This window comes from Archangium gephyra (assembly GCF_042230915.1).
Lineage (GTDB): Bacteria > Myxococcota > Myxococcia > Myxococcales > Myxococcaceae > Archangium > Archangium gephyra_B.
This window is the reverse complement of the sequence record NZ_CP102578.1, coordinates 4,475,001-4,498,500: the sequence shown is the minus strand read 5'-3', so window position 1 is coordinate 4,498,500 and position 23,500 is coordinate 4,475,001. Positions and strand designations below refer to the sequence as shown.

The window sequence follows — 23,500 nt, the reverse complement described above, 5'->3', positions numbered from 1 at the left end:
ATGAAGCAGGGAACCGGAACGGCGCTTGTCACGGGGGCCAGTCGCGGTCTGGGACTGGAGACCTGCCGGCAACTCGGACGGCTCGGCTGGCGGGTGTGGTTGACGGCCCCTGACCCTGACGAGGGCCAGCGGGCCTCCGAGGTGCTCCGCTCCGAGGGGCTCGACGTCCACTTCGAGCCCCTGGATGTCGCCTCGCAGGAGAGCCTCTCCACGCTCGCGGGGCGTCTCGAGCAACAGGGGGTGCGGCTCTCGGCGCTCGTCAACAACGCGGGCGTCGCCCTGGAGGGTTTCGACGCCCACGTGGCCGAGCACACCGTGGCCGTGAACTTCCTCGGGCCGCTGCGCGTCACCGAGCGCCTGCTGCCCCTCATGGAGGAGCATGGGCGCATCGTCATGGTGGGCAGCAACCTGGCCGAGCTGAAGGACTATCCCCCCTCGTTCCAGCGGCGCTTCGATCCGCCCCCACCCAAGGAGCAACTGCGGGCGCTCCTGGGGGCCTTCGTCGAGGACGTGCGCGCCGGGGTGTACGAGGACAAGGGCTGGCCGCGCTCGGCCTACCGCGTCTCCAAGCTGGGCCTCAACGCGCTCACGCGGCTGCTCGCCGAGGAGCTGAAGCCCCGCCACCTGATCGTCAACGCCGTCTGTCCGGGCTGGGTACGCACGCAGATGGGCGGGCAGCACGCCGCGCGCAGTGTCGAGCGGGGCGCGGACATCCTCGTCTGGGCGGCCACGCTGCCTCCCGGAGGGCCCACGGGCGGCTGCTTCTGCAACCGCAAGCCCATCCCCTGGTAGTGCCTCAGTCGCGGACTTCGAGCTCGCCGGAGAAGATCTTCTCCAGCCGGTCCATGGCCTTGTACCCGAGCTTCTGCGCGGCCTGCGTCAGCTCGTCGCGCTTCTGGGTATTTCCGGCGTAGTGGTAGGCGATGGCGAGGTTGGCGGCGATGAGGGGATTGGCCTTGTCCAGCGCGTAGGCCTTCTCGCCGTGGGCGACGGCCTGATCGACATGGCCCTGCTTGAGCGCCACCACCGACATGCTCGAGTAGGCCTGGGCGTACGAGGCGTCGATGGCGATCGCCCGCTCGTAGGCGGCCATGGCCTGGGTGTACTGCTGGCGCATGCGGAAGAGCCGTCCCTGGCCGGTGATGGCCTCGATGCGCTGGGGGTTGATCTCCAGGGCCTTCGCGTAGGCGGCCTCGGCCTCGTCCAGCTTGTTCTGGTCCAGCAGGGCATGGCCGAGGATGGTCCAGGCCAGCTCGTCGCGAGGCGCGGTCTGCAGGTACGTGCGCAGGCGGGTCACCGTCTCGTCCACCGCGCCGCTCGTGTACAGCGCCGAGATCTCGTTCAGCGGGCTCTTGGGCTCCTTGCCGGAGCAGGCACCGCACGCGGCGAGCAGGAGGACAGAGGCCAGGACCAGCAAGCGCTCAACGGACATGACGGACTCGGAGGAACGGGAGGCGGGACGAGGCGGGGACTATCGCCCCGGGTGTGGTTCCACACAATGCGAGGGCGGACCCCGAGGACCAGGAACCTGTCGGCCATGTGCCATCCGCGCCCGCGATCTGGGAAAAGTTTTCATCCTCGCGGGTGAGCCCGCCTCCTCTCGTCCGCGCCCCCGGCCCGCAACCCCGCGAATCCACGAGGCCCGGCGCTGGCATGGGTGCTGCTTTGAGCCCGAAGCAGGATGGTGAGTCTGGTGGGGAGGCGGGGAATGAAGGACGTGGCGAAGCGACACTTGGACCCGGTCTGTGGCAAGCACCTGGAGGCGCCCGAGGGCCGGCCGTCCACGGAGTACAAGAAGCGCCGGTATTTCTTCTGCTCGGAGCGCTGTCGCACGGCGTTCCAGCGGCAGGCGGAGCGCTTCCGGATGAACGACCTGGCGCGGGCCGGCGCGTTGCTGACGCCGGGCCGGGTGCGCTGGGGCATCGCCTGAGCCGTCAGGCGGCGATGCGCAGATCCTTGAGCTTGAGCGACAGCCGGCGCTGACCGCGGAAGGTGTCGAAGCTGGCCTGGAAGGCCAGGTCCACCGGGCCCTCGGTGAGCGCCAGCCTGTCCGCCATGCCGAAGCCGATGGCGTCCACGGAGGGCGCGTCCACCAGGGCCAGCTTGAGGTGGCCCGCGCCGCCTCCGGACTTGGAGGCCAGCACGCGCGGCCGGGCCACCTGGTGGCGCAGCACGAGCACGGGCTCGGGGTTGCCCTGGCCGAAGGGCCCCAGCTTCTGCAGCGCCTCCACGGCGCGCTCGTCCAGCTCCTTCACGCCCACCACCGCGTCCACCTTGCAGCGGGGGATGAGGTCCTCGGGCGTCAGCCGCTGCTTCGCGATGCGCTCGAAGGACTCGCGCAGCGTGGGCAGGTTCTTGGCGTCGATGGTGAGGCCGGCGGCGTGCTTGTGCCCACCGAAGCGGGCGAGCAGATCCGAGCAGCCGCTGAGCGCGTCATAGAGGTGGAAGCCCTCGATGCTGCGCGCCGAGCCCTTCCCCACCCCGTCCTTCACGCCCACGATCACCGTGGGCCGGTGGAAGCGCTCCACCACGCGTGAGGCGACGATGCCGATGACGCCTGGGTGCCAACCCTCGGAGTAGAGGACGAAACCGCGCGCGTGCTCGGCCCGCTCCTGCGCCTGGGCGAGCGCCTCGGTGAGGATGCTGCTCTCGATGCCCTGCCGCTCGGCGTTGGCCCGGTCCAGCACCTGCGCCAGCGAGCGCGCCGCCTCGAGGGTGTCGGAGCACAGCAACTGCAGGCCCAGCGAGGCGTCATGGAGCCGGCCGGCGGCGTTGATGCGGGGCCCCAGGCGGAAGCCCACCTGCCCGGCGGTGATGGGGCTGTCCGCCTCCAGGCCGGCGACCTCCTTGAGGGCGCGCACGCCGTAGCGGCGGCCCGCCGACAGCTCCTGGAGGCCGTGGTGGACGAGGATGCGGTTGGCGCCGGTGAGCGGCACCACGTCCGCCACGGTGGCCATGGCCACCAGGTCCATCAGCGCCTTGAGGTTGGGCTCCTTGCGGGTGGCGAACCAGCCGTCCTCGCGCAGCTTCTTGCGCAGGCCCATGCAGAGGTTGAAGGCCACGCCCGCGGCGCACAGGTGCTTGGTGGGGTACTCGCAGCCGGGCTGGTGCGGGTTGAGCACCGCCACGGCTGGGGGCAGCGTGGGCGGCACCGTGTGGTGATCCACCACCACCACGTCCAGGCCCAGATCGCGCGCCCGGGAGATCTCCGCCACGGAGGTGATGCCGCAGTCGAGCGTCACCAGCACCCGGGTGCCGTCCGCGGCGATCTTCTCCACCGCCTGGAGGTTGAGGCCGTAGCCCTCGTCCATCCGGTGGGGGATGTAGGTGGCCGGCCGCGCGCCCAGCTCCCGGAGGAACAGGGCCATCAACGAGGTGGAGCACACGCCGTCCACGTCGTAGTCGCCGTAGAGGGTGATGTGCTCCTTCTCGCGGAGGGCGCGGTAGAGCCGGTCCACGGCGGCGACCATGCCCTTCATCCGGAAGGGGTCGGGCAGATCAGCCAGCTTGTCGGACAGGAAGGCCGAGGCGGACTCGGGGGTGCGCAGGCCCCGGTGCACGAGCACGCGCGCGGAGAGCGGATGCAACCCGAGCTCAGCGGCCAGCGCTGCTGCCTGCTCCTGGGGCACCTCCGGCATCAACCAACGCACGTTCGCCTACCCTCCTCGGATGGCCCGCGAGGGGCTCCGGGCCAGAACACCCACAGTCTACTTTGGAAGTCTGTCAGAGGAAACCCGACCTGCCTCTCGTTCCTCCGTCCACACAGCGGACGAGCGGACGAGCGCTCCTGGGATGCCCTCCCAGCGCACACGTCGCGCGGCATGAGCAGCTTGGATTGCACGACAGTGGACAAGGAGGGCTGCATGACACGCAGGGGAATCCGGTGGGCGGTGCTGGCGCTGGGCGTGGGGGTGGCGGGTACCGCGATGGCGCAGGACAAGCAAGGGGATGTGAACGTCTTCGTGGGAGGCGGCATCGGCGGGTACACGGGCGACCTGGGCGAGCTGTCCGCGACGGGGCCCACCTGGGGCGCCACGCTCAACCTGCAGCCCTACAAGATGCTGGGCTTCGAGGTGGGGTACGCGGGCTCGAAGAACGACGTGACGGACGATCGCTTCCGGGCCGCCGAGGCCCCCTCGTTCATCCGCCATGGCGCGAGCACCCTCATCAAGGTGTCGCCGCCCTTCGAGAAGATCCGTCCCTTCGTGGGCGCGGGGCTGGGCGTCTCCTACGTGTACGTGCGGGGCGGAGGCACGTCGGACGCGTACGGCTCGGACCTGATGGAGGAGGTGCCGCTGGCGGCGGGGCTCGAGTTCAACTCCGGGGCCCTGACGGCGGGCCTGCGCGGCACGTGGCGGGTGCTGGTGGACGACAACTTCGCCGACGCGGCGGTGCCGGGGGATGCGAGCGGCGCGCTGGTGGACGGCACCCTCACGGTGGGTGGCCGCTTCTGAGCCGCTGCCCCTGAAACACCGAAGGCCCTCGTCCCCGCGCGAGCGCGGAGCACGAGGGCCTCGGGATGTTCCTACCGCCCTGAATCAGGCCGTCTTCGGCTCGTTCATGCGGCCCTTGTCACGGGCCTGGCGGGCGGCCTCGCGCTCATCCAGCCAGATGGTGAGCGGGCTGGCGATGTACACGGACGAGTACGTGCCCACGATGATGCCCACGAGCATCGCGATGGCGAAGTCGCGGATCTCTCCCACGCCGAAGATGATGAGGCCGATGAGGGAGAGGGCCGTGGTGCCGGAGGTGAGGATGGTGCGGACCAGGGTGTCGTTGACGGCGATGTTGATGACCTCCGCCAGCGGCTTGCCCTTGTACTTGGCCATGTCCTCGCGGATGCGGTCGTAGATGACGATGGTGTCATTGACCGAGTAGCCGACGATGGTGAGCAGCGCGGCGATGGCCGTGAGGCTGAACTCGGCGCGGCTGACCAGGTAGAAGCCGGCCACCATCACCACGTCGTGGAGCATGGCGAGCAGCGCGCCCGGGCCGAACTTGAAGTCGAACCGGAACGCCACGTAGATGAGGATGGCGATCATGGAGTACAGCAGCGCCATGACGCCGCGGTTGCGCAGCTGCTTGCCGACCTGCGGACCCACGTACTCCACGCGGCGCATCTCGAAGTCCGGCTGGCCGCCCTGCTCCACGCCCGTCATCAGCGCGGCGCGGATGCGGTCCGCCATGCCGCTGGCGACGATCTGGTAGTCGAAGCCACCGGACTGCGCGGCGCCCAGCTCGCGCACCTCCTCCACGCCCGTGCCCGTGCCCACCACCGCCTGGCGGATCTGCTCGGCGGTGAGGGGCTGCTCGGAGCGGAGGTTGATGATGCCGTTGGCCAGGTCCGGGTAGATGGTCTTGATGGGGCCCAGCGCCTGCAGGGCCGTCTTCGCCGTGGCCGCGCTCTCCTCGGTGAGCTGGGTGACGCCGCCCAGCCGCAGGAGGAAGGAGTTCTCGTTGGCCGAGCCGATGCTCTGCACCGAGACGTCGTGCAGCTTGCCCGCCTCGGCGCGCTTGCGCACGTCCGCCGCGGAGACGCTCTTGTTGAACTGCACCTCCACCACCGTACCGCCCGCGAAGTCCACGCCGAAGTTGAACCCCCAGAGGGCGATGCCCACCAGGATGAGCAGGTTGACGGCCGTGGAGATGAAGAGGGCGGGCTTGCGCTTGCCGATGAAGTCGAAGTGCGTCTTGTTCTTGAGGATCTGCATCTGCTGTTCCCCTGGCTAGACGGACACCGTCTGCGCGTTACGGCCGTGGACGAAGTAGGTCATGAAGACGCGCGTCACGAGGATGGACGTGAAGAGCGACGCCAGCAGGCCGATGATGAGCGTGGTGGCGAAGCCGCGGATCGGGCCCGTTCCCGTGAAGAAGAGGACGAAGCCGGCGATGAGCGCGGTGACGTGGGCGTCGAAGATGGTCCAGAAGGCGCGGTCGTAGCCCTGGTCCACCGCGACACGGGCCGTCTTGCCGTGGCTGAGCTCCTCGCGGATGCGCTCGTTGATGAGCACGTTGGCATCCACCGCGATGCCCAGCGTGAGCACGAAGCCGGCGATGCCCGGCAGGGTGAGCGTGGCGTTGAAGAGCGCCAGGCCGCCCAGGATGAGCAGGCCGTTGAGCAGCAGCGCCACGTCGGCGATGAGGCCCGCGGCCTTGTAGTAGATGGCCATGAAGGCGACGACGAGCGCCAGGCCCACGATGGCGGACAGGCTGCCCTTGCGGATGAGCTCGTCACCCAGCGAGGCACCCACCTGGCGGATTTCGCCGGTGGTCACCGGCGCCGGCAGCGCGCCCGCCTTGAGGGCCAGCGCCAGCGTCTGGGCGTCGGCCAGCCACACGTCCAGCGGACGGCCACCCGAGCGGCCCATGGTGATGCGCGCCCGGCCACCGCCGATGCGCTCGTTGATGCGCGGGGCGGACTGCACGTAGTCGTCCAGCACGATGGCCATGCGCTTGCCGGTGGCATTGGCGGTGAGGTTCTCGAACTCGCGGGCGCCGGCGGCGTCGAAGCTGATGTTCACCTCGGGCTCGTTGAGCTGGCTGAGGTTGGCGTCCGCGCCCGTCAGGCTCTCGCCCGTCAGCGGCACGTCCTTCTCCACCAGGTAGGTGCGGTAGCTGTCGCACACGCCCTTGCGCGTCGCGCTGGGGATGCACTCGAGCAGCACCTGGCGGTCCGCGGGCGTCTTCTCCTTCACGTAGGCCAGCAGCGCCTCGCGGTTGGGGCCCACCAGCTGCGGGAAGCCCTCGGAGGAGTCCAGGGTGATGTTGCTGCCCTCCGGCGGCGGCGAGCTCTGGATGAGCTGCCCGAAGAAGTTGGTGGTGTCGTCCACCATGCGGAACTCCAGCTGCGCCGTGGTGCCCACCAGCTCCTTGGCCTGCTCCGGGTCATTGCGGCCCGGCAGGGAGATCTGGATGGCGTCGGTGCCCAGCTTGCGCACGTCCACCTCGGCCACGCCCCACTTGTCGATGCGGCGGCGGATGACGAGCATCGCCTGGTCCACGGCCTCCTCACGGAAGCGGTTCACCTGGCCCTCGTCCGGGGTGAGCACCAGCGTGGCCCCCTCGCGCGACACCTTGACGAAATCGGTGAAGGTGGCGAGCACCTCCTTCTCGATGGCGTCCATGGTCTTGGGGTCCGCGGCCGTCAGCGACAGGCGCAGCGCCTCGGGATCCGTGTTCACGGTCACCTGGCCCAGCTGCTTGTCGGTGTTGATGTAGCGGGAGATCTGATCACCCCGGCGCTCGGTCCGCTTCTGCAGCGCCGTCTTGGTGTCCACCCGCATCACCATGTGGATGCCGCCCTGCAGGTCCAGCCCCAGGTTGATGCGGTACTTCGCGGGGGGCGCCCACTTGGGCATCCTCTGCTCGAGCAGGGTGAGGTTGTTGCGCTCGCTCCGCTCCATGACGAACAGCGAATAATAGGAGGGGATGAGGAGCCACAGGGTCAGCAGCGTCACGCCGATGACCAGGCCCAGCCTCCAGAACCAGCCGCGATCCATTACTTCTCCTCCTTCTTATCTTCGGTCTTGGCGACCGGAGCCGTCTCGCCCGGCACCGCGTACCGGCCCGCCACGGAAGTCTTGAGCACGCGGATGCGCACCCCGTTGGAAACCTCGAGCGTCACTTCGCGCTCGGACACCACGTGGATACGCCCGATCATCCCGCCCTGGGTGACGACCTCATCGCCCTTCTTCAGGCCGGCGACCAGCTCGCGGTGCGCCTTGAGCTGCTTCTGCTGCGGCCGGATCATCATGAAGTACATGATGGCGAACAGGCCGATGATGAAGACGATGTTCATCGCGCCGCTGGGGCCGCCCGCCGCCTGGGCCAGGATCAGAAAGCTGTCTGCCACAAACCGCCTCGTCGCTTGAGAGAGGGTTCCGCCCACGCCGCCGTCCACCACTGGACAACGGACAAACCGGAAAGGGGGGCCTCTTAGCAGCAGGCGCGCACCCCGGGCAAGTGAACGGCGAGGAGGCCCCGGCCTTTCCGCCCCGCGTCAGGCCCGTTCGCCCCCTTCCCGGCCGGGGTCACCCCCCTCCCGGGCCTGCCGGCCGCCACTCTGGTGAGGCCCCGGCGGACCCCAGGAACCGGCCGTCTGGATGGCCGCCGGGGTTCTACTCCCTCGGTCTACCCCAGGGGTGGGGCCGGCCGGGGTCTACTTCGAGCGGGTGCGCTCGGACTCCTGGGCCCGGGCCTTGTCGCGGAAGTCGCGGGCGAAGGCGGTGTACCGGTCCTCGGCGATGGCCTGGCGCACCTGCTTCATGAGGTTGAGGAAGTAGTGGAGGTTGTGCAGCGTGTTGAGCCGCATGGCGAGGATCTCCCCCGCCACGAAGAGGTGGCGCAGGTAGGCGCGGCTGAAGTTGCGGCAGGTGTAGCAGGAGCAGGCGGGGTCCGCGGGCCGGGGATCCTTGGCGTAGGTGGCATTGCGGATGACGACCTTGCCCTCGGAGGTGAAGAGCAGGCCGTTGCGCGCGCAGCGGGTGGGCAGCACGCAGTCGAACATGTCCACCCCGTGCTCCACGCAGGTGACCAGGTCCACGGGCGTGCCCACGCCCATGAGGTAGCGCGGCTTGTCCCGGGGCAGCAGCGGCGCGGAGAAGGCCACGCCCTCGTGCATGGCCTCGGGCGTCTCTCCCACGGAGAAGCCGCCGAGCGCGTAGCCGGGCAGGTCCACCGCGCACACCTCCTCGGCGTGGGCCTTGCGCAGGTCCTTGTTGAGGCCGCCCTGGACGATGCCGAAGAGCGAGGAGCGCTCGCGGCTCCAGGCCTTCACGCACCGCTGCAACCAGCGCGTGGTGCGCGCCAGGGACTTCTCCAGGTAGGCCCGGTCCTCGGTGGAGGGCGGGCACTCGTCGAAGGCCATGATGATGTCGGCCCCGAGCGTCTCCTGAATCTCGATGGAGCGCTCGGGCGTCAGCATGATGTGGCGCCCGTCCAGGTGCGACTGGAAGGCGGCGCCCTCCTCGGTGATCTTGCGCTTCTCGGCGAGGCTGAAGACCTGGAAGCCGCCGCTGTCGGTGAGCATGGGGCGGTCCCAGGAGATGAAGCGGTGCAGGCCGCCCATCTCCCCCACCAGGTCGTCTCCAGGCCGGAGCATCAGGTGGTAGGTGTTGCCGAGGATGATTTGCGCATCCAGCGTGAGCAGATCATCCGGCCCCACGCCCTTGACGCTGCCCACGGTGCCCACGGGCATGAAGATGGGCGTCTCGATGAGACCGTGAGGGGTGTGCAGGCGCCCGCGGCGCGCGCGTGAGCCCGAGGCGTCCTCGTGCAGCAGCTCGTAGCGCACCAGACTCGGTGGAACGCGGGTGTCACCCTTCTCCTTGCGCGGCTCTCCCATTGCGTCGTGTCTCCTACTCCGTCACCAACATCGCGTCGCCGTACGAGAAGAACCGGTAGCCGGCGGCGACCGCCTCCCGGTAGGCCGCCAGGGTGCGCTCGCGGCCAAGCAGCGCGCTCACCAGCACCACCAGCGTGGAGCGCGGGAGGTGGAAGTTGGTGAGCAGCACGTCCACCTGCCGGAAGCGGAAGCCGGGGCGGATGAAGAGCGTCGTCTCGCCCGTCCCGGCGCGCAGGGCGCCCGAGTCCGGGTCCGTGGCCGATTCCAGGGTGCGCACCACGGTGGTGCCCACCGCCACCACCCGGCGGCCCTCGGCCTTGGCGGCATTCACCGCCTGGGCGGTGGCCTCGGGGACGAAGTAGCGCTCGGGGTGCATGTGGTGCTTCTCGAGGTTCTCCTCCCGGACGGGGAGGAAGGTGCCGGGCCCCACGTCGAGCGTCACCTCGACGCGGTGGATGCCCCGGGCCGCCAGGGCCTCGAAGGTGGCCTGGGTGAAGTGCAGCCCCGCGGTGGGGGCGGCCACCGCGCCCGAGGCCCGCGCGTACACCGTCTGGTAGCGCTCGGCGTCGGCGGCCTCGGGGGCCCGGGTGATGTAGGGCGGCAGCGGCAGGCGGCCGGCCTTCTCCAGCACCTCGGCGAGCGAGGTGCCCGGCGCGGCGTGGAAGCGCACCCGGTACTCCCCTCCTCCGAGCGCCTCCAGCACCTCGGCCTCCAGGCCCTCGGGGAAGGACAGGCGGGCCCCGGGCTTGAGGCCCTTGGAGGCCTGGCCGAGACAGATCCACTCGAGCGCCTCGGTGGCGCCGCTGAGGGCCTGCGAGGTGAGCGTGGGGGCCGAGGGACGGACGACAAGCAGCTCCACGCGGCCGCCGGTTCCCGCCTTGCTCCCGAGCAGGCGGGCGGGGATGACGCGGGCGTCGTTGACGACGAGCAGGTCACCCTCGCGCAGCAGCCCCGACAGGTCGGAGAAGTGGCGGTGGACGGGGGCGCCCGAGGAGCGGCTCACCACCAGGAGGCGGGAGGCGTCGCGGGACGCGAGGGGAGCCTGGGCGATCTGCGCCTCGGGGAGCTCGAAGTCGTAGTCGGAGAGCAGGGAGGACACGGGAGGAGGCGCTTGTAACAGCCTGGGCGCCCCGACGAAACGGGATGTGTCAGTAGAGCTGCTGGAGCTCGGTCCCCGGGTAGTAGTGCAGGAGGATGTCGCGGTAGGAGAGGCCCTCGTCGGCGAGCGCCTTGGCGCCCCACTGGCAGAAGCCGGCGCCGTGGCCGTAGCCGCGGCCGGTGAAGTGCCAGGTGCCGCCGGTGCGCTCCACGTCGAACTCCAGGCTCTTGAGCTTCGTGTAGCCGAGCTTGCGCCGGAACGTCGCCCCATCGAGCGAGGCGCCTCCGGCGGTGGCCACCCGGTTCACCCGCTCGGTGGCGGTGCGGGAGGTGACGCGGAAGCCCTCGGTGGACTGGCCGAGGGCGGCCTGCAGCTCCGAGTCGGAGACGGTGGCGCTCCAGCGGCTGGCGGGCAGGCTGCCGCACGGACAGTCCACGGCCTGCAGGTAGGGGAGATTGCGCTGGAGGGCATCCTGGCCGGACTCGGTGCGGCCGCCGCAGGAGGCGTGGAAGTAGGCCTCGATGGGGGCGAGCTCGTAGGTGAGCACCTCGCCGCGGGTGGCCTCCACGGCGGCGAGGGAGCGCGGGTCCTCGCGGTTGACGCCGCCGTAGACCTGGTGGAGCACGCTGCTGCCCATGTGGAAGGGGGCGCCGTAGGTCTCGAGCTTCTTCTGGAGGGCGTAGGTGCGGGCAGCCACGGCCTGGGCCTTGAGGGCCTCCGGGGGGAAGGAGACGGGCATTTCGCTGCCAAGCACGGCGGCGAGGTAGTCCTCGAGGGGGATGACGTTGATGAGCTGGAGGCCGTCCTTGTAGAGGCGCACCACGACGTCGCCGCGCACCTGCATGTCACCGGCGCGCAGGGGCGAGGAGCCGGGCACACCGGCGTCGCGGGCCTCCTCACCGGCGCGGAAGCGCACCGCGTTGCCCATGACGGGGGCGCCGTTGAGCTCCAGGCGGGAGCCGCGGCGGCGCACGACGACGCTGTCGTGGTCGAGCGGGGAGAAGCGGGCGTCCTCGGTATCGGAGCCGAAGGAGAGGCCCTTGCCGCTCACACGCACCTGGCTCTGGGAGTCGCCCATGGCGATGCGCATGGTCTCCACGGCGAGGGCGCGGAGGGGCGAAAGGAGGAGCAGGAGCAGTGCAACAGGACGCAACATGGCGGCAAGTGTAGGGGGTGGTGCTCGTGGCTCAAGAAATCAGCCGGTGGATGACGGAGAATGCCGCCCCCGTGTCCCCTGCCCCCGACGCCTCCCGTCTTTCCACCGCCGAGCTCGTCGCGGCGTTGCGAGCGATTCCGTATCGCGCGTCCGCCTTCCTCATGACGCGGCTGGTCCAGGGCCGGTCGCCGCGGGAGAGCGCGGCCTTCTACGGCATCACCCCGGAGGCCTTCAGCGTGCACCTGCTGCGGGCGGGGCTGGCGTTGACGCAGGCGGCGGCCCTGCCCTGCCGCGAGCCGGAGAACGAGGTGGAGGAGGACGTCTGGGTGCGAGCGCTCGCCGAGGCGCTGGAGCGCGAGACGGCGGTGGTGCCTCCGGCCTTGGCGGAGACGGTGGCGCTGTGCCGGAGGCTGCGGGTGTTGGGGCGGGAGGTGGCGGCGGCGCTCGAGGCCGCCGAGCGTGAGCAGGAGGAGTCGCCGAAGGGGCAGCGGGAGGACTGGGTGAGACGGCTGGCGGTGATGGCCCTGCTCGCGCTGACGGCGTTCCTGTACTGCAACCGCGCCGAGGAGACGCCAGAGCGGCGTGTCCAACCGCGGTCCATCGAGCGCTGAGGCCCCTGGACGGAGGGGGTGGTGACACATAAGGGAGAGGCATGCGCATAGCCAGCCTTGCCCTGCTCACCCTGGCCCTCGTGGGATGTCCCAAGCAGATGGACACCCGGGTGGCCGGCTCGGACGATGACCAACTGACCACCTACGAGGCGCGGCTCGAGGAGCTGAGGACGAGGGGCTCGGCGGGAGAGCTGTCCTGTTCGGACCAGTGCACCCTGTCCACGCAGACGTGCGAGGTCGCGGAGGGCCTGTGCGGGGTGGTGGAGCGCCATCCGGAGCGGACGGATCTGCCGCAGCGATGCGCCCGGGCGAGGGAGTCGTGCGCGGAAGAGACGGACGGCTGCACGCGCTGCCGGGCCCGCTGAATCCACCAGCCGTGCCCACCGCGTCCCCTCCCACGCCCAACTTCCCCTCTCCCCTCGGGAGAGGGTCGGGGTGAGGGTATCCGACCCTTGGGTTGCCCCCGTGGGCTCGAGCCCCGTCCCCCACCGGATTACCCGCGAGCCCCGGACCTCCCGTACGATGGAGGGGCCCATCCAGGAGTCCCCATGTCCCGCCGTCTGTCCGTGCTGTTGCTGTCGACCTGGCTCATCACGCCGACCCTCGCGCTCGCGGGGGAGCTGTCCCCCGAGCAGCTCGCGCGCATCAAGCGGGCCGAGAAGGCAGCGGTGGACAAGGTGAACGCGGCGCACGGCAACAAGAAGTCCTCCGAGCTGAGCGCGGCCGAGCGTCGGGACATGATCCGGGAGCAGCAGGAGGCCGTGCGCAAGGTGATGGACGAGCACGGAGTCTCCGCGAAGGACTACGCGCGCCAGTCGGCCCGGATGGGGCCGAAGCAGAACGAGCAGGTGGCGGCGGCGGAGAAGGCGCTGGCGGAGAAGGAGAAGGCTGCGGGGGCGGCGAAGCCTGCGAAGGACAAGGAGCCCGGGGAGATCCAGATCCAGGAGGGGTTCAACGAGGAGAACCCGGTGATGCTGGAGGAGGAGGAGGGCGCGCCGGTGATGGTGGAGCACGGCCTTCCGGCGGGAGAGGAAGCCCCGGCGGGAGAGGAAGCCGCGCCCGTGGAGGAGTGAGCGCCCTGCCCTACTGGAGTGTCCGACTAGTTTTTCAACATAGTCAGGATAGGTGGCGGTCCATCCACAAGTGCATCTTGGCGCGAGTCCAAGACCAGGTGAAGGGGTGGGCGTAGAAGCGGTTGTACTCGGGCCAGCTGGCGTCGAGGTGCTCAATGAGCTCGTCACGGCTGGCCCAGTCCCCTCGTTGCAGGTAGCGCTCGGCGAAGGCACGTAGCAGCAGCTCCGCCTGATTGAGCCAGGAGGCATGAGCTGGAGTGAAAATCACCCGGACGTGCGGGTAGTGGGTGCGAAGGAAGTCGAGCGTCTGCCTGGCGGTGTGACTGGGTGCGTTGTCCCAGATGAGGTGGATGCGACTGGCGTCGCGATGGTCCCCAAGTAGCTGCGGCAGTACACCTCGCAGGCACTCCCCGTTGTTTCTCTCCAGGTCCCAGCTGCGCATGCGGCCGGAGTGCACTACCAGTTTGGCCAGGAGGTTCACCGTGCCGCGTCGTACGTACTCGAATTCCCGGCGCTCGATGAGGCCGGGCCGCATGGGCCGCGCGGGCTGCTCGCCATGCAGCACCTGGATGCTGGGCTTCTCGTCCACGCACAACACCACTTCGTCTCTCTGGGCCAACTGCTGGGCCTGTTCGTAGCACCACAGCACCTGGGCCGCTTTGTAGCGGAAGGTGTCGTCCAGGGTGGGTGTCTTCCAGTAACGCGTGCGGTGCGGCTGCAAGTCAGCGTCGTGCAGGATGAGCGCCACCGTGGAGTGCGAGATGGTGGGCGCAATGCCCCGCTGACGCGCCACCAGAGCCAGGCTCCGGGTGGACCAGTGCGTCATCTCCAAGCCGACGCCCGCCGGCTCACAACACGCCAACTGCTCCACCTCTACTCTTTGTAGGGGGGGAAAGCTCCCGCGGATGGCCGGAGCGGGGTGCATCCAGCACCACATCGACACCGTACGCTTCGTAGCGACGGCACAAGTTCCAAATGGTGGTGCGCTCCAGTTCGAGTCTGTCGGCCAGCTCCGACACGACGGTGTCCGGGTCGGTCATGGCCAGCAGCACGCGCGCTCGGCGCGCGACGCGCTGCTCGGTACGTCCGTCCTCCACCAGTGTCTTGAGGTAGGCCACTTCCCCAGGCGAAAGGTGGAGCAGATGCGGCGGTCGTCTCCTCATCCACCCAACTTACCCGGTCTCCTCGTCTACCCAACCTACCCGCTGGTCTCGATTATGTTGAAAAACTAGTCGGACACTCCACTACCCCCAGCGCCGGGACTGCCAGACGGCGTCGTAGGGGCAGGAGCAGTCGGTCTGCTCGGGCTCGGGGTAGGCGTAGCGCTCGCCCTTGTAGTTGCGGAACACGGTCTCGTGCTCGCCGCGCTCGAGGACGTAGTCGGGCTGGAGCGTCACCTTGCCGCCGCCGCCGGGGAGGTCCACGGCGAGGTGGGGCACGGCGAGCCCGGTGGTGTAGCCGCGCAGCTGCTGGAGGATCTCCACGCCCTTGGAGATGGGGGTGCGCAGGTGCTCGCAGCCCTGGGCCACGTCCATCTGGTGGAGGTAGTAGGGGCGGACGCGGATGCGCAGCAGGGCGTGGGAGAGCTCCTGGATGATGCGGGCCTCCGAGTTGAGCTGCCGCATGAGGACGGCCTGGTTCTCCACGGGGACGCCGTGGTCCACGAGCCGCTCGCAAGCCTCGCGGGCCTCGGGGGTCACTTCCTTCGGGTGGTTGAAGTGAGTGACGACGTAGACGGGGGCGTAGCGGCGCAGGAGCCGGGCCAGCGAGTCGGTGACGCGCATGGGCAGGCACACGGGCACGCGGGTGCCGATGCGCACCATCTCCACGTGGGGAATCTCGTGAAGGGGGGCGAGCAGCTCCTCCAGCCGCTCCTCGGAGAGGAGGAAGGGATCTCCGCCGGAGATGAGGACATCGCGCACTTCGGGGTGGCGGCGGATGTACTCGAGGCCGCGGCGCATCTGCTCCTTGGTGAGCTCGGCCTCGCCGCCCTTGGTGATGCGGCGGCGGGTGCAGTGGCGGCAGTAGACGGAGCAGGTATCGAGCGCGAGGAAGAGGACGCGGTCCGGATACTTGTGGACGATGGCCTCCTCGGGCCGGGTCTTGTCCTCGCCGAGGGGGTCCGCGAGCTCACCGGGGCGGATGCGGGCCTCGGCGCGCACGGGGATGGACTGCATCCGGATGGGGCAGAACGGATGATCCCGGTCGATGAGCGACAGGTAGTACGGGCTGATGCCGATGCGGAACAGCTCGGAGGTCTCCTGCACGCCGGCGCGCTCGTCGGGGGTGAGGAGGACGTACTTCTCCAGCTGCGCGAGGTTGCGCACGGCGTGGCGCTGGTGCCAGCGCCAGTCGGACCACTCAGCATCGGTGGCGTCGGGAAAAAGAGAACGGCGCCCGGCCTCGGAAGCCGGACGCGCGGAGGCGCCCTTGGAGGGCGGCACTGGGGGAAGCATCACGCCGCCTTGGCCTGATCACGCCACCACTGCTGACCGGACTCGGGCAGCGTGTAGATCGGGTCGAAGTACTCGTACTTGCGCGAGAGGGCGTCGGGGTCATTGCCCTCGATGCCGGTGCGGTAGTTCTTGGTCCAGTAGGAGATGCCGCGCTCGTGGTCGTACTCGGAGATCTGGTGGATCCACCGCTTCCCGACGAAGGGCACGTCGCAGACGATGCGCGGGGTGGCGAAGCCGGGCATGTACCCCATGATGTCGTGCTGGAGCTTCTGGGCCTCGGCCACGCTCAGCCGCCAGTGCTCCGAGTTGGGGATCATGTCGCACATGTAGAAGTAGTACGGGAGGATCTTCGCGTGATCGAGCAGGGTGAAGCACAGCTCGAGGAGATCCTTGGGGGTGCTGTTGACGCCGCGCAGGAGCACGCCCTGGTTGCGCACGTCGCGGAAGCCCATGTCGAGCAGCTTGCGCACGGCCTTGCCCACGAGCGGGGTGAGCTGGCGGGCGTTGTTGACGTGGGTGTGGAGCGCGAGGTCCACGCCGCGCTCGTTGGCCTTCTTGGCGAGCCGCTCCAGCCCCTGGAGGACGGAGTCCTGGAGGAAGTGCTGGGGGATGGCCATGAGGCCCTTGGAGGCCAGGCGGATGTCGCGGATGTTGGGGATGTCGAGCAGGGCGCTGACGAAGGGCTCGAGGGCCTGGATGGGGAGGTTGGCGATGTCACCGCCGCTGACGACCACATCGCGGACGGTGGGCGTCCGGCGCAGGTAGTCGAGCATCTGCTCGTAGCGCTCCTTCTGGCCGATGTTGAAGCGGTGCTTCTGGACCTGGGGGACGTCGTTGCCCACGAGGTCCATGCGGGTGCAGTGGCCGCAGTACTGGGGGCAGGTGGGGAGCATCTCCGCCAGCACCTTGGTGGGGTAGCGGTGGGTGAGCCCTTCCACGGCCCACATATCAGCCTCGTGGAGGCTGTCGCGGCTGGCCTTGGGGTGGTTGGGCCACTCGGGGTGCCGGTCGTCGAAGGCGGGCAGCATGTAACGGCGGACCGGGTCGTTCCACAGGTCCGTCTCGTCCATGGTGTTGAGCATCTGGGGCGGGACGAGGATGGACATCGTCGCCCGCTCCTGCTGGTCGCGCTCCATGCTGGCCAGGAGGTCATCCGGCAGGAAGTGGCCGAGGGCGGCCTTGAGCTCCTTGAGGTTCTTGACGGTGTGCTTGCGCTGCCAGACGGAGCTCTCCCATTCGGCCTGGGAGACGTCCTTGTAGCCGGGGAGGCGGCGCCAATCAGGCTCCACGAACTCACGGCGGAGCGGATAGGAGAAGGGCTGCTCTGCGGGTCCGGCCGAGGCGGCCTTGCCGCGGATGGGCGTCGTCGTCATGGCGATCCACCTTGAAAGGGAACCAGGGCCCGAAAGCCGGAGCCCGGAGGAAGGTCCCTCTTTACCCAACATGGGAAAGAGGGCAACGAATGCGTGATTACTCGAGCGGGATGTTGATGAGCTTGGCCACATCCCCCTCGGAGATGTTGACCTTCTGGGGCTTGCTCTGCTTGCCGCCGAGCTTGAAGACGACGGAGCGGCTGCCCACTGGGAGGAGCAGCGGATTGCCGAGCGCCACGGGCGTCTGGCGTCCGGTGTTCTTGCCGTCCACCCAGATCTGGGCGCCGGGAGGACGGGAGCTGCAGGCGAGCTTGCCCTTGGCCGTCGAGCGGGAGGACCGGGTGCTCTTCTCCGGGGAGGACTGCCGGGAGACGGTGCGCTCGGGGGCGGGAGCGGGCTCCTCCTTCTGGAGTTCGAAGGGGACCTGCACCTCGGTGTCGCCCTCGGAGCGGAACTTGCCGGAGAAGCGCTTGTAGCCGGCGCGCGAGACGGTGAAGGCGTAGGTCTTGCCGATGGTGAGGTTGGCGAGCTTCGCATCGGGCGTCTTGCCCACGCGCTTGCCGCCCACCTCGATCTCCGCGCCGGAATCCCCGACGAACACCGCCTCGAAGGTGGTCGGCTTGGGCGGCTCGACGGCCTCGGGCTTGGTACCCGTGCCCTGCTCCGGAGCGGAGCCCGTCGCGGACGCGGTCTGCGGAGCCGGCTCCTCCTTGGGAGCGCCCTGCTCGGACGGGGAGCCGGACGGCGACCCCTCCTGGGTGCCCGTCCCGGTACCGGTTCCGGTGGCGCTGGCGACCTGGGAGTCGTTCGCCGCCGGCTTGTCGGGCTGATCGGGCGGAGGCTCGGCCTCCAGTGTCACGGACAGCACCTGGGCGCGCTGGCCCTTGGAGATGGTGACGGTCTGCTCCGAGCGCAGATGACCTGGGGCGGTGGCGGTCAGCTTGTGGGCGCCCTCGAGCAGCTCGATGACCTGGTTCTGGGCGACCAACTTCCCGTCGATCCGGACCTCCGCGCCCTGGGCGGGCTGGACGGAGATCATCACGCTGCCGGTGTTGGGCCCGGAGAACAACACGACGCCCAGCACCACGAGCACGAGCAGCACGGCGCCCGCGGCGATGCCGATGACGGCCTTGGGAGGCAGCTTCTTGCCAGCCGCGGCGGCGGCGGCGCGGGGAGCCTTCTCCTTCTTCTGGGGCGCGGGCTTGGACTTCGGGGGAGCGGGCTCCTCTGCCTCCTGAGGGAGGGCAATGGGGCCGGTCGTCTCCTCTTCCTGGGGATCGTCCACCTCGCCCTGCGAGTGCTGCTCGCCGTACCCGTCGTCCGGAGCCTCCTCCTCGGACAGGTGCTGCTCGTCCTGCTCGGCCTCGTCATGGGAGGAGTCCTGCTCCTGCTCCAGGGTCAGCCGCCTGCGCTGACCGGTGGGCATCGGGCTGAGCATGGTGCTCCCCGATTCGACGATCTGCCCGACGCGGGTGGCATTGGACTCCTGGGGCTCGGGGCGCGCCGTGGGAGCGGGTCCGACGACGGTGGCACCCGCGTAGCCCTCCCCTTCTCCTTCGCCGATGACCACCTGCTGCCTGCCACCCCGGGCCCTGTCACGGGTAGAGGGAGGAGGGGCGTCATCCCCGGAGGGGTAGCTCGTCTCGCCCGTCAGGCTGTCGTCGACCAGCACGCTGCTCGACGAGGGCCCCGGGCCGGAAGCCTCTGGCCGGGGAACCACCAGGGAGGGATCGAAGATCTGCGTCTTGTCGCCCGCCCCATCGAGCTCGGCCAGCTCGTCATCGGTGGGGGGAGGCACGTAGCCACTGTTCACCGCGGGCTGGGCCGGAGCGGTGGGAGCGCGGCCGGGCGCGGACATCGCGGGGAGGGACTGTTGCCGGCGCGGCGCGCGGGACAGCTCTCCCGTGACGCCCGTGGTCTCGATCTGCTCCGGGCGCTCGATGGAGGCGTAGCGCTCCATCTTCTCGGCCTCGCGGACAATGTCCTCCGCGAAGGCCTCCTTCATGTAGGCCGAGAGATGCTTGGACGAGTAGATGGCATCGCCGGCCAGGAGGAAGCGCATCAGATCCTCCTGGAGATCCGACGCCCACTGGTAGCGATCCTCCGCATCACGGGCGAGGCCCTTCATCAGGACCTTCTCGAGCCCGGCCGGGATGTTGGGATTGAACTGCCGCGGCATGGGCACGTCGGCGTTGCGAACCTTCTCCAGGGTGGAGAAGTCCGACTCGCCGACGAAGAGCCGCTCGCCGGTCAACATCTCGTAGAGGATGACGCCTACGGCGAAGACATCGCTGCGGCGGTCGATGGGCAGGCCCCGGACCTGCTCCGGGCTCATGTAGCCGAACTTGCCCTTGAGGATGCCGGCCTGCGTCTTCTGCGACCGGTTCGCCGCCTTGGCGATACCGAAGTCGATGATCTTCACCTCGCCTTCGTACGAGATGAGGATGTTCTGCGGAGAGACGTCGCGGTGGATGATGCCCAGGTCCTGTCCGCGCGCGTCCTTCTTGCGGTGCGCGTAGTCGAGGCCCTCGCACATCTTCGAGGCGATGAAGACGGCCTGGGCGGTGGGCATGATCTCCTTGCGCCGCCGGTAGCGCTCCAGGAGCGTGCGCAGATCCCGCCCGGCCACGTACTCCATGGCGATGAAGTAGGTGTCCTCGTGCTTGCCGAGCTCGTCGATGCGCACGACGTTGGCGTGGTTCAGCTCGACGCTGATCCGTGCCTCGTCGATGAACATCGTGATGAACTCTTCGTCCTCGGCCATCGTCGGGAGGATCTTCTTGATGGCGAGGATCCGCTCGAACCCTTCGACGCCGAAGGCCTTGGCCGTGAAGACCTCCGCCATGCCGCCAACGTTGATGCGCTCGAGGAGGAGGTACTTCCCAAATGAGGTCGGCTTCTTCATTGCGTGGATCCGCCCGCACCCGGAAGGCCACAGTTCCGCTCAGGGGGGAGCAGTGGGTGGAAAACCGGACGAACCCGGGACTTTAGACGGAGCACGGACGGGGAGTCAAACCACCCTGAATGGCGGATTCCTCAAGAGTTCCGACCACTTGAGTCACACCACCCGGCTCACGAGTGCCTCCCGGAAGCACGGCACCAACTCGTGACCAGGTCCTCGTCGAGCGGGAGCACGAGCCCTCGGAAGCAGGCCTGGTCAGGGCGGCTGCGATCCATGGCCCGCAAAGGCGAAGGCCCCGAGTCTTCACGAATGTGAGGACTCGGGGCCTTCAAAAAAAATCCGGCAGCGACCTACTCTCCCGCGCGGTTTCCCGCGGAGTACCATCGGCTCTGGAGGGCTTAACTTCCGTGTTCGGGATGGGAACGGGTGGGACCCCTCCGACATAGCCACCGGAAAACATGTGACGCGTGCATACAAAGGGTAGTTTTCAATTTCTAGCTGGAGAAGCTGGTGCCTTCTTCCGGGCCCGGCGCCGCTCTTCGGGAGCGCGCTCGGGGCCTCGACCTTGGACTCGAATCCCCCGCTCCTCCCCGGTGGGGTGGAGCTCGTGAGAGATTGAGGTAAAGTAAGCCGCACGACCAATTAGTACCGGTTAGCTCAACGCGTTACCGCGCTTACACACCCGGCCTATCAACGTCGTAGTCTTCGACGGGTCTTCAGGGGCTTGCGCCCGGGATACCTGTTCTTGAGGTCGGTTTCCCGCTTAGATGCTTTCAGCGGTTATCCAATCGACACATGGCTACCCAGCGATGCCTCTGGCGAGACAACTGGTACACCAGCGGTGTCTCCAACCCGGTCCTCTCGTACTAAGGTCAGAGCCTCTCAAGTATCCTACGCCCACAGCAGATAGGGACCAAACTGTCTCACGACGTTTTGAACCCAGCTCGCGTACCGCTTTAATTGGCGAACAGCCAAACCCTTGGGACCTGCTCCAGCCCCAGGATGCGATGAGCCGACATCGAGGTGCCAAACCTCCCCGTCGATGTGAACTCTTGGGGGAGATAAGCCTGTTATCCCCGGAGTACCTTTTATCCGTTGAGCGATGGCCCTTCCATTCAGGACCACCGGATCACTATGACCTGCTTTCGCACCTGCTCGACCTGTCGGTCTCGCAGTCAAGCTCCCTTATGCCATTGCACTCGACGCCCGGTTTCCAATCGGGCTGAGGGAACCATCGCGCGCCTCCGTTACATTTTGGGAGGCGACCGCCCCAGTCAAACTACCCACCAGACAGTGTCCCAACTCCCGATAAGGGGGCATGGTTAGACACCAGAATCCGACAGGGTGGTATTTCACCGTTGCCTCCACCGAACCTAGCGGCCCGGCTTCAAAGGCTCCCACCTATCCTACACAGTCGAACCCTAGTGTCACTGTCAAGTTGTAGTAAAGGTTCACGGGGTCTTTCCGTCTTGCTGCGGGTAAACTGCATCGGCACAGCTATTTCAATTTCGCTGAGTCCCTCTCCGAGACAGTGCGGAAGTCGTTACTCCATTCGTGCAGGTCGGAACTTACCCGACAAGGAATTTCGCTACCTTAGGACCGTTATAGTTACGGCCGCCGTTTACTGGGGCTTCGGATCATCGCTTCGCCTTGCGGCTGACGAATCCCCTTAACCTTCCAGCACCGGGCAGGAGTCAGACCCTATACGTCGGCTTCTTGCCTTCGCAGAGTCCTGTGTTTTTGGTAAACAGTCGCTACCGCCATTTCTCTGCAACCTCTCTCGGCTTCGGCTGTACGCCTACACCTACCAGAGGCCCACCTTCTTCCGAAGTTACGGTGGAAATTTGCCTAGTTCCTTGGAGGAGAGTTCTCTCAAGCGCCTTAGGATTTTCTCCTCACCCACCTGTGTCGGTTTGCGGTACGGACACCCTGTAGACTCCCCGCGGAACTTTTCTTGGAAGCCGAGCATCAACGACTAATCCCTTGCGGGACGCCATGGGGTCTCGGGGATAGCTGCCGCGCCTTTTCATCGTACGCGACACCCCTACGCCTTTGGACTGGCACAACCACCGGCCAGCTCGTCTAGCTTTCTCCGTCCTTCCTCGGTTCAACGTCTACAAGATGGCGCAGGAATATTAACCTGCTTTCCATCACCTACGCCTTTCGGCCTCGGCTTAGGTTCCGGCTAACCCTGGGAAGATTAACTTGACCCAGGAAACCTTGGGTTTACGGCGAGGGGGTTTCTCACCCCCTTTATCGCTACTCATTTCGGCATCAGCACTCGCAACCACTCCAGCAGCCCTTGCGGTCTACCTTCGCCGTAGTTGCAACGCTCCCCTACCACTGCATGCGCCTGACGCATGCAATCCGAAGCTTCGGCGCTAGTCTTGAGCCCCGTTACATTTTCGGCGCGGCCTGTCTCGACCAGTGAGCTATTACGCTTTCTTTAAAGGATGGCTGCTTCTAAGCCAACCTCCTGGTTGTCAATGACCTGCCACATCCTTTCTAGTGTTCACTTAGACTAGACTTGGGGGCCTTAGCTGTCGGTCTGGGTTATTCCCCTCTTGCCAATGGACGTTATCACCCACTGACTGCTTCCCGGGCTAACAATTACTGGCATTCGGAGTTTGGTACGGTTTGGTAATCTGGTGAGACCCCTAGCCGTTCCAGTGCTCTACCTCCAGTATTGAATTACCCAAGACGATACCTAAATATCTTTCGGGGAGAACCAGCTATCACGGAGTTTGATTGGCCTTTCACCCCTACACACAGCTCATCCCAGAAATTTTCAACTTTCATGAGTTCGGTCCTCCATGAGGTGTTACCCTCACTTCAACCTGGCCATGTGTAGATCACCCCGCTTCGGGTTATAATGCACGCAACTGTAGTCGCCCATTTAGGACTCGCTTTCGCTCCGGCTCCACCTATCGGCTTAGCCTCGCTACGTACATTAAGTCGCCGAATCATGATGCAAAAGGTACGCCCTCGCACTGGGTTGCCCCGTAGTGCTCGGACTGCTTGTAGACATGCGGTTTCAGGTTCTTTTCATTCCCCTCACTGGGGTTCTTTTCACCTTTCCCTCGCGGTACTAGTCCACTATCGGTCGCCAAGGAGTATTTAGCCTTACCGGATGGTCCCGGCTGATTCAGGCAGGATTGCACGTGTCCCGCCCTACTTGGGTAACCCGCTCGGCCTCCACCAGTTTTCGCGTACGAGACTGTCACTCTCTCTGGTGCACCTTTCCAGGTGCTTCCGCTAACCGGCAAAGGTCCTACCGCGGACCCGCAACCCCGGTGCCACTTGCGTGGCACCGGTTTAGGCTGTTCCCGTTTCGCTCGCCACTACTCCGGGAATCACTCATTGTTTTCTTTTCCTCAGGGTACTGAGATGTTTCACTTCCCCTGGTTCGCTCCTTCGGCCCTATGTATTCAGGCCGAGGTAACGCGGTTTTCACCGCGCTGGGTTTCCCCATTCGGACATCTCCGGC

The 23,500-nt window shown here is 67.4% G+C and carries 19 protein-coding genes and 2 rRNA genes (1 of these 21 running past the window's edge); 6 read left to right on the top strand and 15 right to left on the bottom strand.

What is annotated here, in order from left to right; all coding sequences use genetic code 11:
• Positions 1-792, top strand: a complete 792-nt coding sequence (locus tag NR798_RS18040; RefSeq protein WP_375772717.1) for an SDR family oxidoreductase — start codon at positions 1-3, stop codon at positions 790-792.
• Between the two features lie 4 nt (positions 793-796).
• On the opposite strand, the gene NR798_RS18035 is transcribed toward NR798_RS18040, so the two are convergent.
• Positions 797-1,432, bottom strand: coding sequence for a tetratricopeptide repeat protein (locus NR798_RS18035; protein WP_375772716.1), 636 nt, complete (start codon positions 1,430-1,432; stop codon positions 797-799).
• Positions 1,433-1,708: 276 nt separating this feature from the next.
• Here NR798_RS18035 and NR798_RS18030 point away from each other — a divergent pair, with 276 nt between their 5' ends.
• The gene (locus tag NR798_RS18030; RefSeq protein WP_375772715.1) at positions 1,709-1,930 is read left to right on the top strand and encodes a YHS domain-containing protein; all 222 of its coding nucleotides are present in this window, start codon (positions 1,709-1,711) and stop codon (positions 1,928-1,930) included.
• Between the two features lie 4 nt (positions 1,931-1,934).
• Here the strand turns inward: NR798_RS18030 and recJ are convergent, their stop codons facing one another.
• Positions 1,935-3,650 carry a single-stranded-DNA-specific exonuclease RecJ gene (gene recJ, locus NR798_RS18025; RefSeq protein ID WP_375772714.1) on the bottom strand — a complete coding sequence of 572 codons (1,716 nt, stop codon included), beginning with the start codon at positions 3,648-3,650 and terminating at the stop codon, positions 1,935-1,937.
• 213 nt (positions 3,651-3,863) lie between these two features.
• Here recJ and NR798_RS18020 point away from each other — a divergent pair, with 213 nt between their 5' ends.
• Positions 3,864-4,454: a hypothetical protein gene (locus NR798_RS18020; RefSeq protein ID WP_375772713.1), complete on the top strand. Its 591-nt coding sequence runs from the start codon at positions 3,864-3,866 to the stop codon at positions 4,452-4,454.
• A gap of 84 nt (positions 4,455-4,538) precedes the next feature.
• On the opposite strand, the gene secF is transcribed toward NR798_RS18020, so the two are convergent.
• The 6 genes from secF to NR798_RS17990 all read right to left on the bottom strand — a co-directional run bounded on the left by secF (position 4,539) and on the right by NR798_RS17990 (position 11,598).
• Positions 4,539-5,711 carry a protein translocase subunit SecF gene (secF, locus tag NR798_RS18015; protein ID WP_375772712.1) on the bottom strand — a complete coding sequence of 391 codons (1,173 nt, stop codon included), beginning with the start codon at positions 5,709-5,711 and terminating at the stop codon, positions 4,539-4,541.
• 15 nt (positions 5,712-5,726) lie between these two features.
• On the bottom strand, positions 5,727-7,499 hold the full coding sequence (gene secD / locus NR798_RS18010) for a protein translocase subunit SecD (protein ID WP_375772711.1): 1,773 nt from the start codon (positions 7,497-7,499) through the stop codon (positions 5,727-5,729).
• The gene (yajC, locus tag NR798_RS18005; RefSeq protein ID WP_375772710.1) at positions 7,499-7,852 is read right to left on the bottom strand and encodes a preprotein translocase subunit YajC; all 354 of its coding nucleotides are present in this window, start codon (positions 7,850-7,852) and stop codon (positions 7,499-7,501) included. Before yajC ends, secD begins: the two co-directional genes overlap by 1 nt.
• 306 nt (positions 7,853-8,158) lie before the next feature.
• Positions 8,159-9,343 (bottom strand): tRNA guanosine(34) transglycosylase Tgt, encoded by a 1,185-nt coding sequence (gene tgt, locus NR798_RS18000; RefSeq protein ID WP_375772709.1) that lies wholly within the window; start codon positions 9,341-9,343, stop codon positions 8,159-8,161.
• 13 nt (positions 9,344-9,356) lie between these two features.
• Positions 9,357-10,442 (bottom strand): tRNA preQ1(34) S-adenosylmethionine ribosyltransferase-isomerase QueA, encoded by a 1,086-nt coding sequence (queA, locus tag NR798_RS17995; RefSeq protein WP_375772708.1) that lies wholly within the window; start codon positions 10,440-10,442, stop codon positions 9,357-9,359.
• A gap of 49 nt (positions 10,443-10,491) precedes the next feature.
• The gene (locus tag NR798_RS17990) at positions 10,492-11,598 is read right to left on the bottom strand and encodes a SpoIID/LytB domain-containing protein (RefSeq protein WP_375772707.1); all 1,107 of its coding nucleotides are present in this window, start codon (positions 11,596-11,598) and stop codon (positions 10,492-10,494) included.
• A 26-nt stretch (positions 11,599-11,624) separates the two neighbouring features.
• On the opposite strand from NR798_RS17990, the gene NR798_RS17985 reads away from it, so the two are divergent.
• The 3 genes from NR798_RS17985 to NR798_RS17975 all read left to right on the top strand — a co-directional run bounded on the left by NR798_RS17985 (position 11,625) and on the right by NR798_RS17975 (position 13,282).
• Complete coding sequence (locus tag NR798_RS17985) at positions 11,625-12,209, top strand: hypothetical protein (protein ID WP_375772706.1); 585 nt, start codon at positions 11,625-11,627, stop codon at positions 12,207-12,209.
• Between the two features lie 41 nt (positions 12,210-12,250).
• Entirely contained in the window at positions 12,251-12,574 is a 324-nt protein-coding gene (locus NR798_RS17980) for a hypothetical protein (RefSeq protein WP_375772705.1), read from the top strand.
• Between the two features lie 183 nt (positions 12,575-12,757).
• Complete coding sequence (locus NR798_RS17975; protein ID WP_375772704.1) at positions 12,758-13,282, top strand: hypothetical protein; 525 nt, start codon at positions 12,758-12,760, stop codon at positions 13,280-13,282.
• Between the two features lie 43 nt (positions 13,283-13,325).
• Here the strand turns inward: NR798_RS17975 and NR798_RS17970 are convergent, their stop codons facing one another.
• From NR798_RS17970 to NR798_RS17940, 7 genes are all read right to left on the bottom strand, one after another.
• A complete protein-coding gene (locus tag NR798_RS17970; RefSeq protein WP_375772703.1) occupies positions 13,326-14,108 on the bottom strand; it encodes an IS630 family transposase in 783 nt (260 codons plus the stop codon).
• Positions 14,109-14,130: 22 nt separating this feature from the next.
• Positions 14,131-14,400: a helix-turn-helix domain-containing protein gene (locus tag NR798_RS17965; protein WP_375772702.1), complete on the bottom strand. Its 270-nt coding sequence runs from the start codon at positions 14,398-14,400 to the stop codon at positions 14,131-14,133.
• 126 nt (positions 14,401-14,526) lie between these two features.
• Positions 14,527-15,738 (bottom strand): KamA family radical SAM protein, encoded by a 1,212-nt coding sequence (locus tag NR798_RS17960; RefSeq protein WP_375772701.1) that lies wholly within the window; start codon positions 15,736-15,738, stop codon positions 14,527-14,529.
• Entirely contained in the window at positions 15,738-17,111 is a 1,374-nt protein-coding gene (locus tag NR798_RS17955; RefSeq protein ID WP_375772700.1) for a KamA family radical SAM protein, read from the bottom strand. Before NR798_RS17955 ends, NR798_RS17960 begins: the two co-directional genes overlap by 1 nt.
• Positions 17,112-17,208: 97 nt before the next feature.
• The gene (locus NR798_RS17950; RefSeq protein WP_375772699.1) at positions 17,209-20,016 is read right to left on the bottom strand and encodes a protein kinase; all 2,808 of its coding nucleotides are present in this window, start codon (positions 20,014-20,016) and stop codon (positions 17,209-17,211) included.
• 334 nt (positions 20,017-20,350) lie between these two features.
• Positions 20,351-20,467: ribosomal RNA gene (gene rrf / locus NR798_RS17945) — 5S ribosomal RNA — on the bottom strand.
• Between the two features lie 167 nt (positions 20,468-20,634).
• Positions 20,635-23,500: ribosomal RNA gene (locus tag NR798_RS17940) — 23S ribosomal RNA — on the bottom strand; it runs 103 nt beyond the window's last position.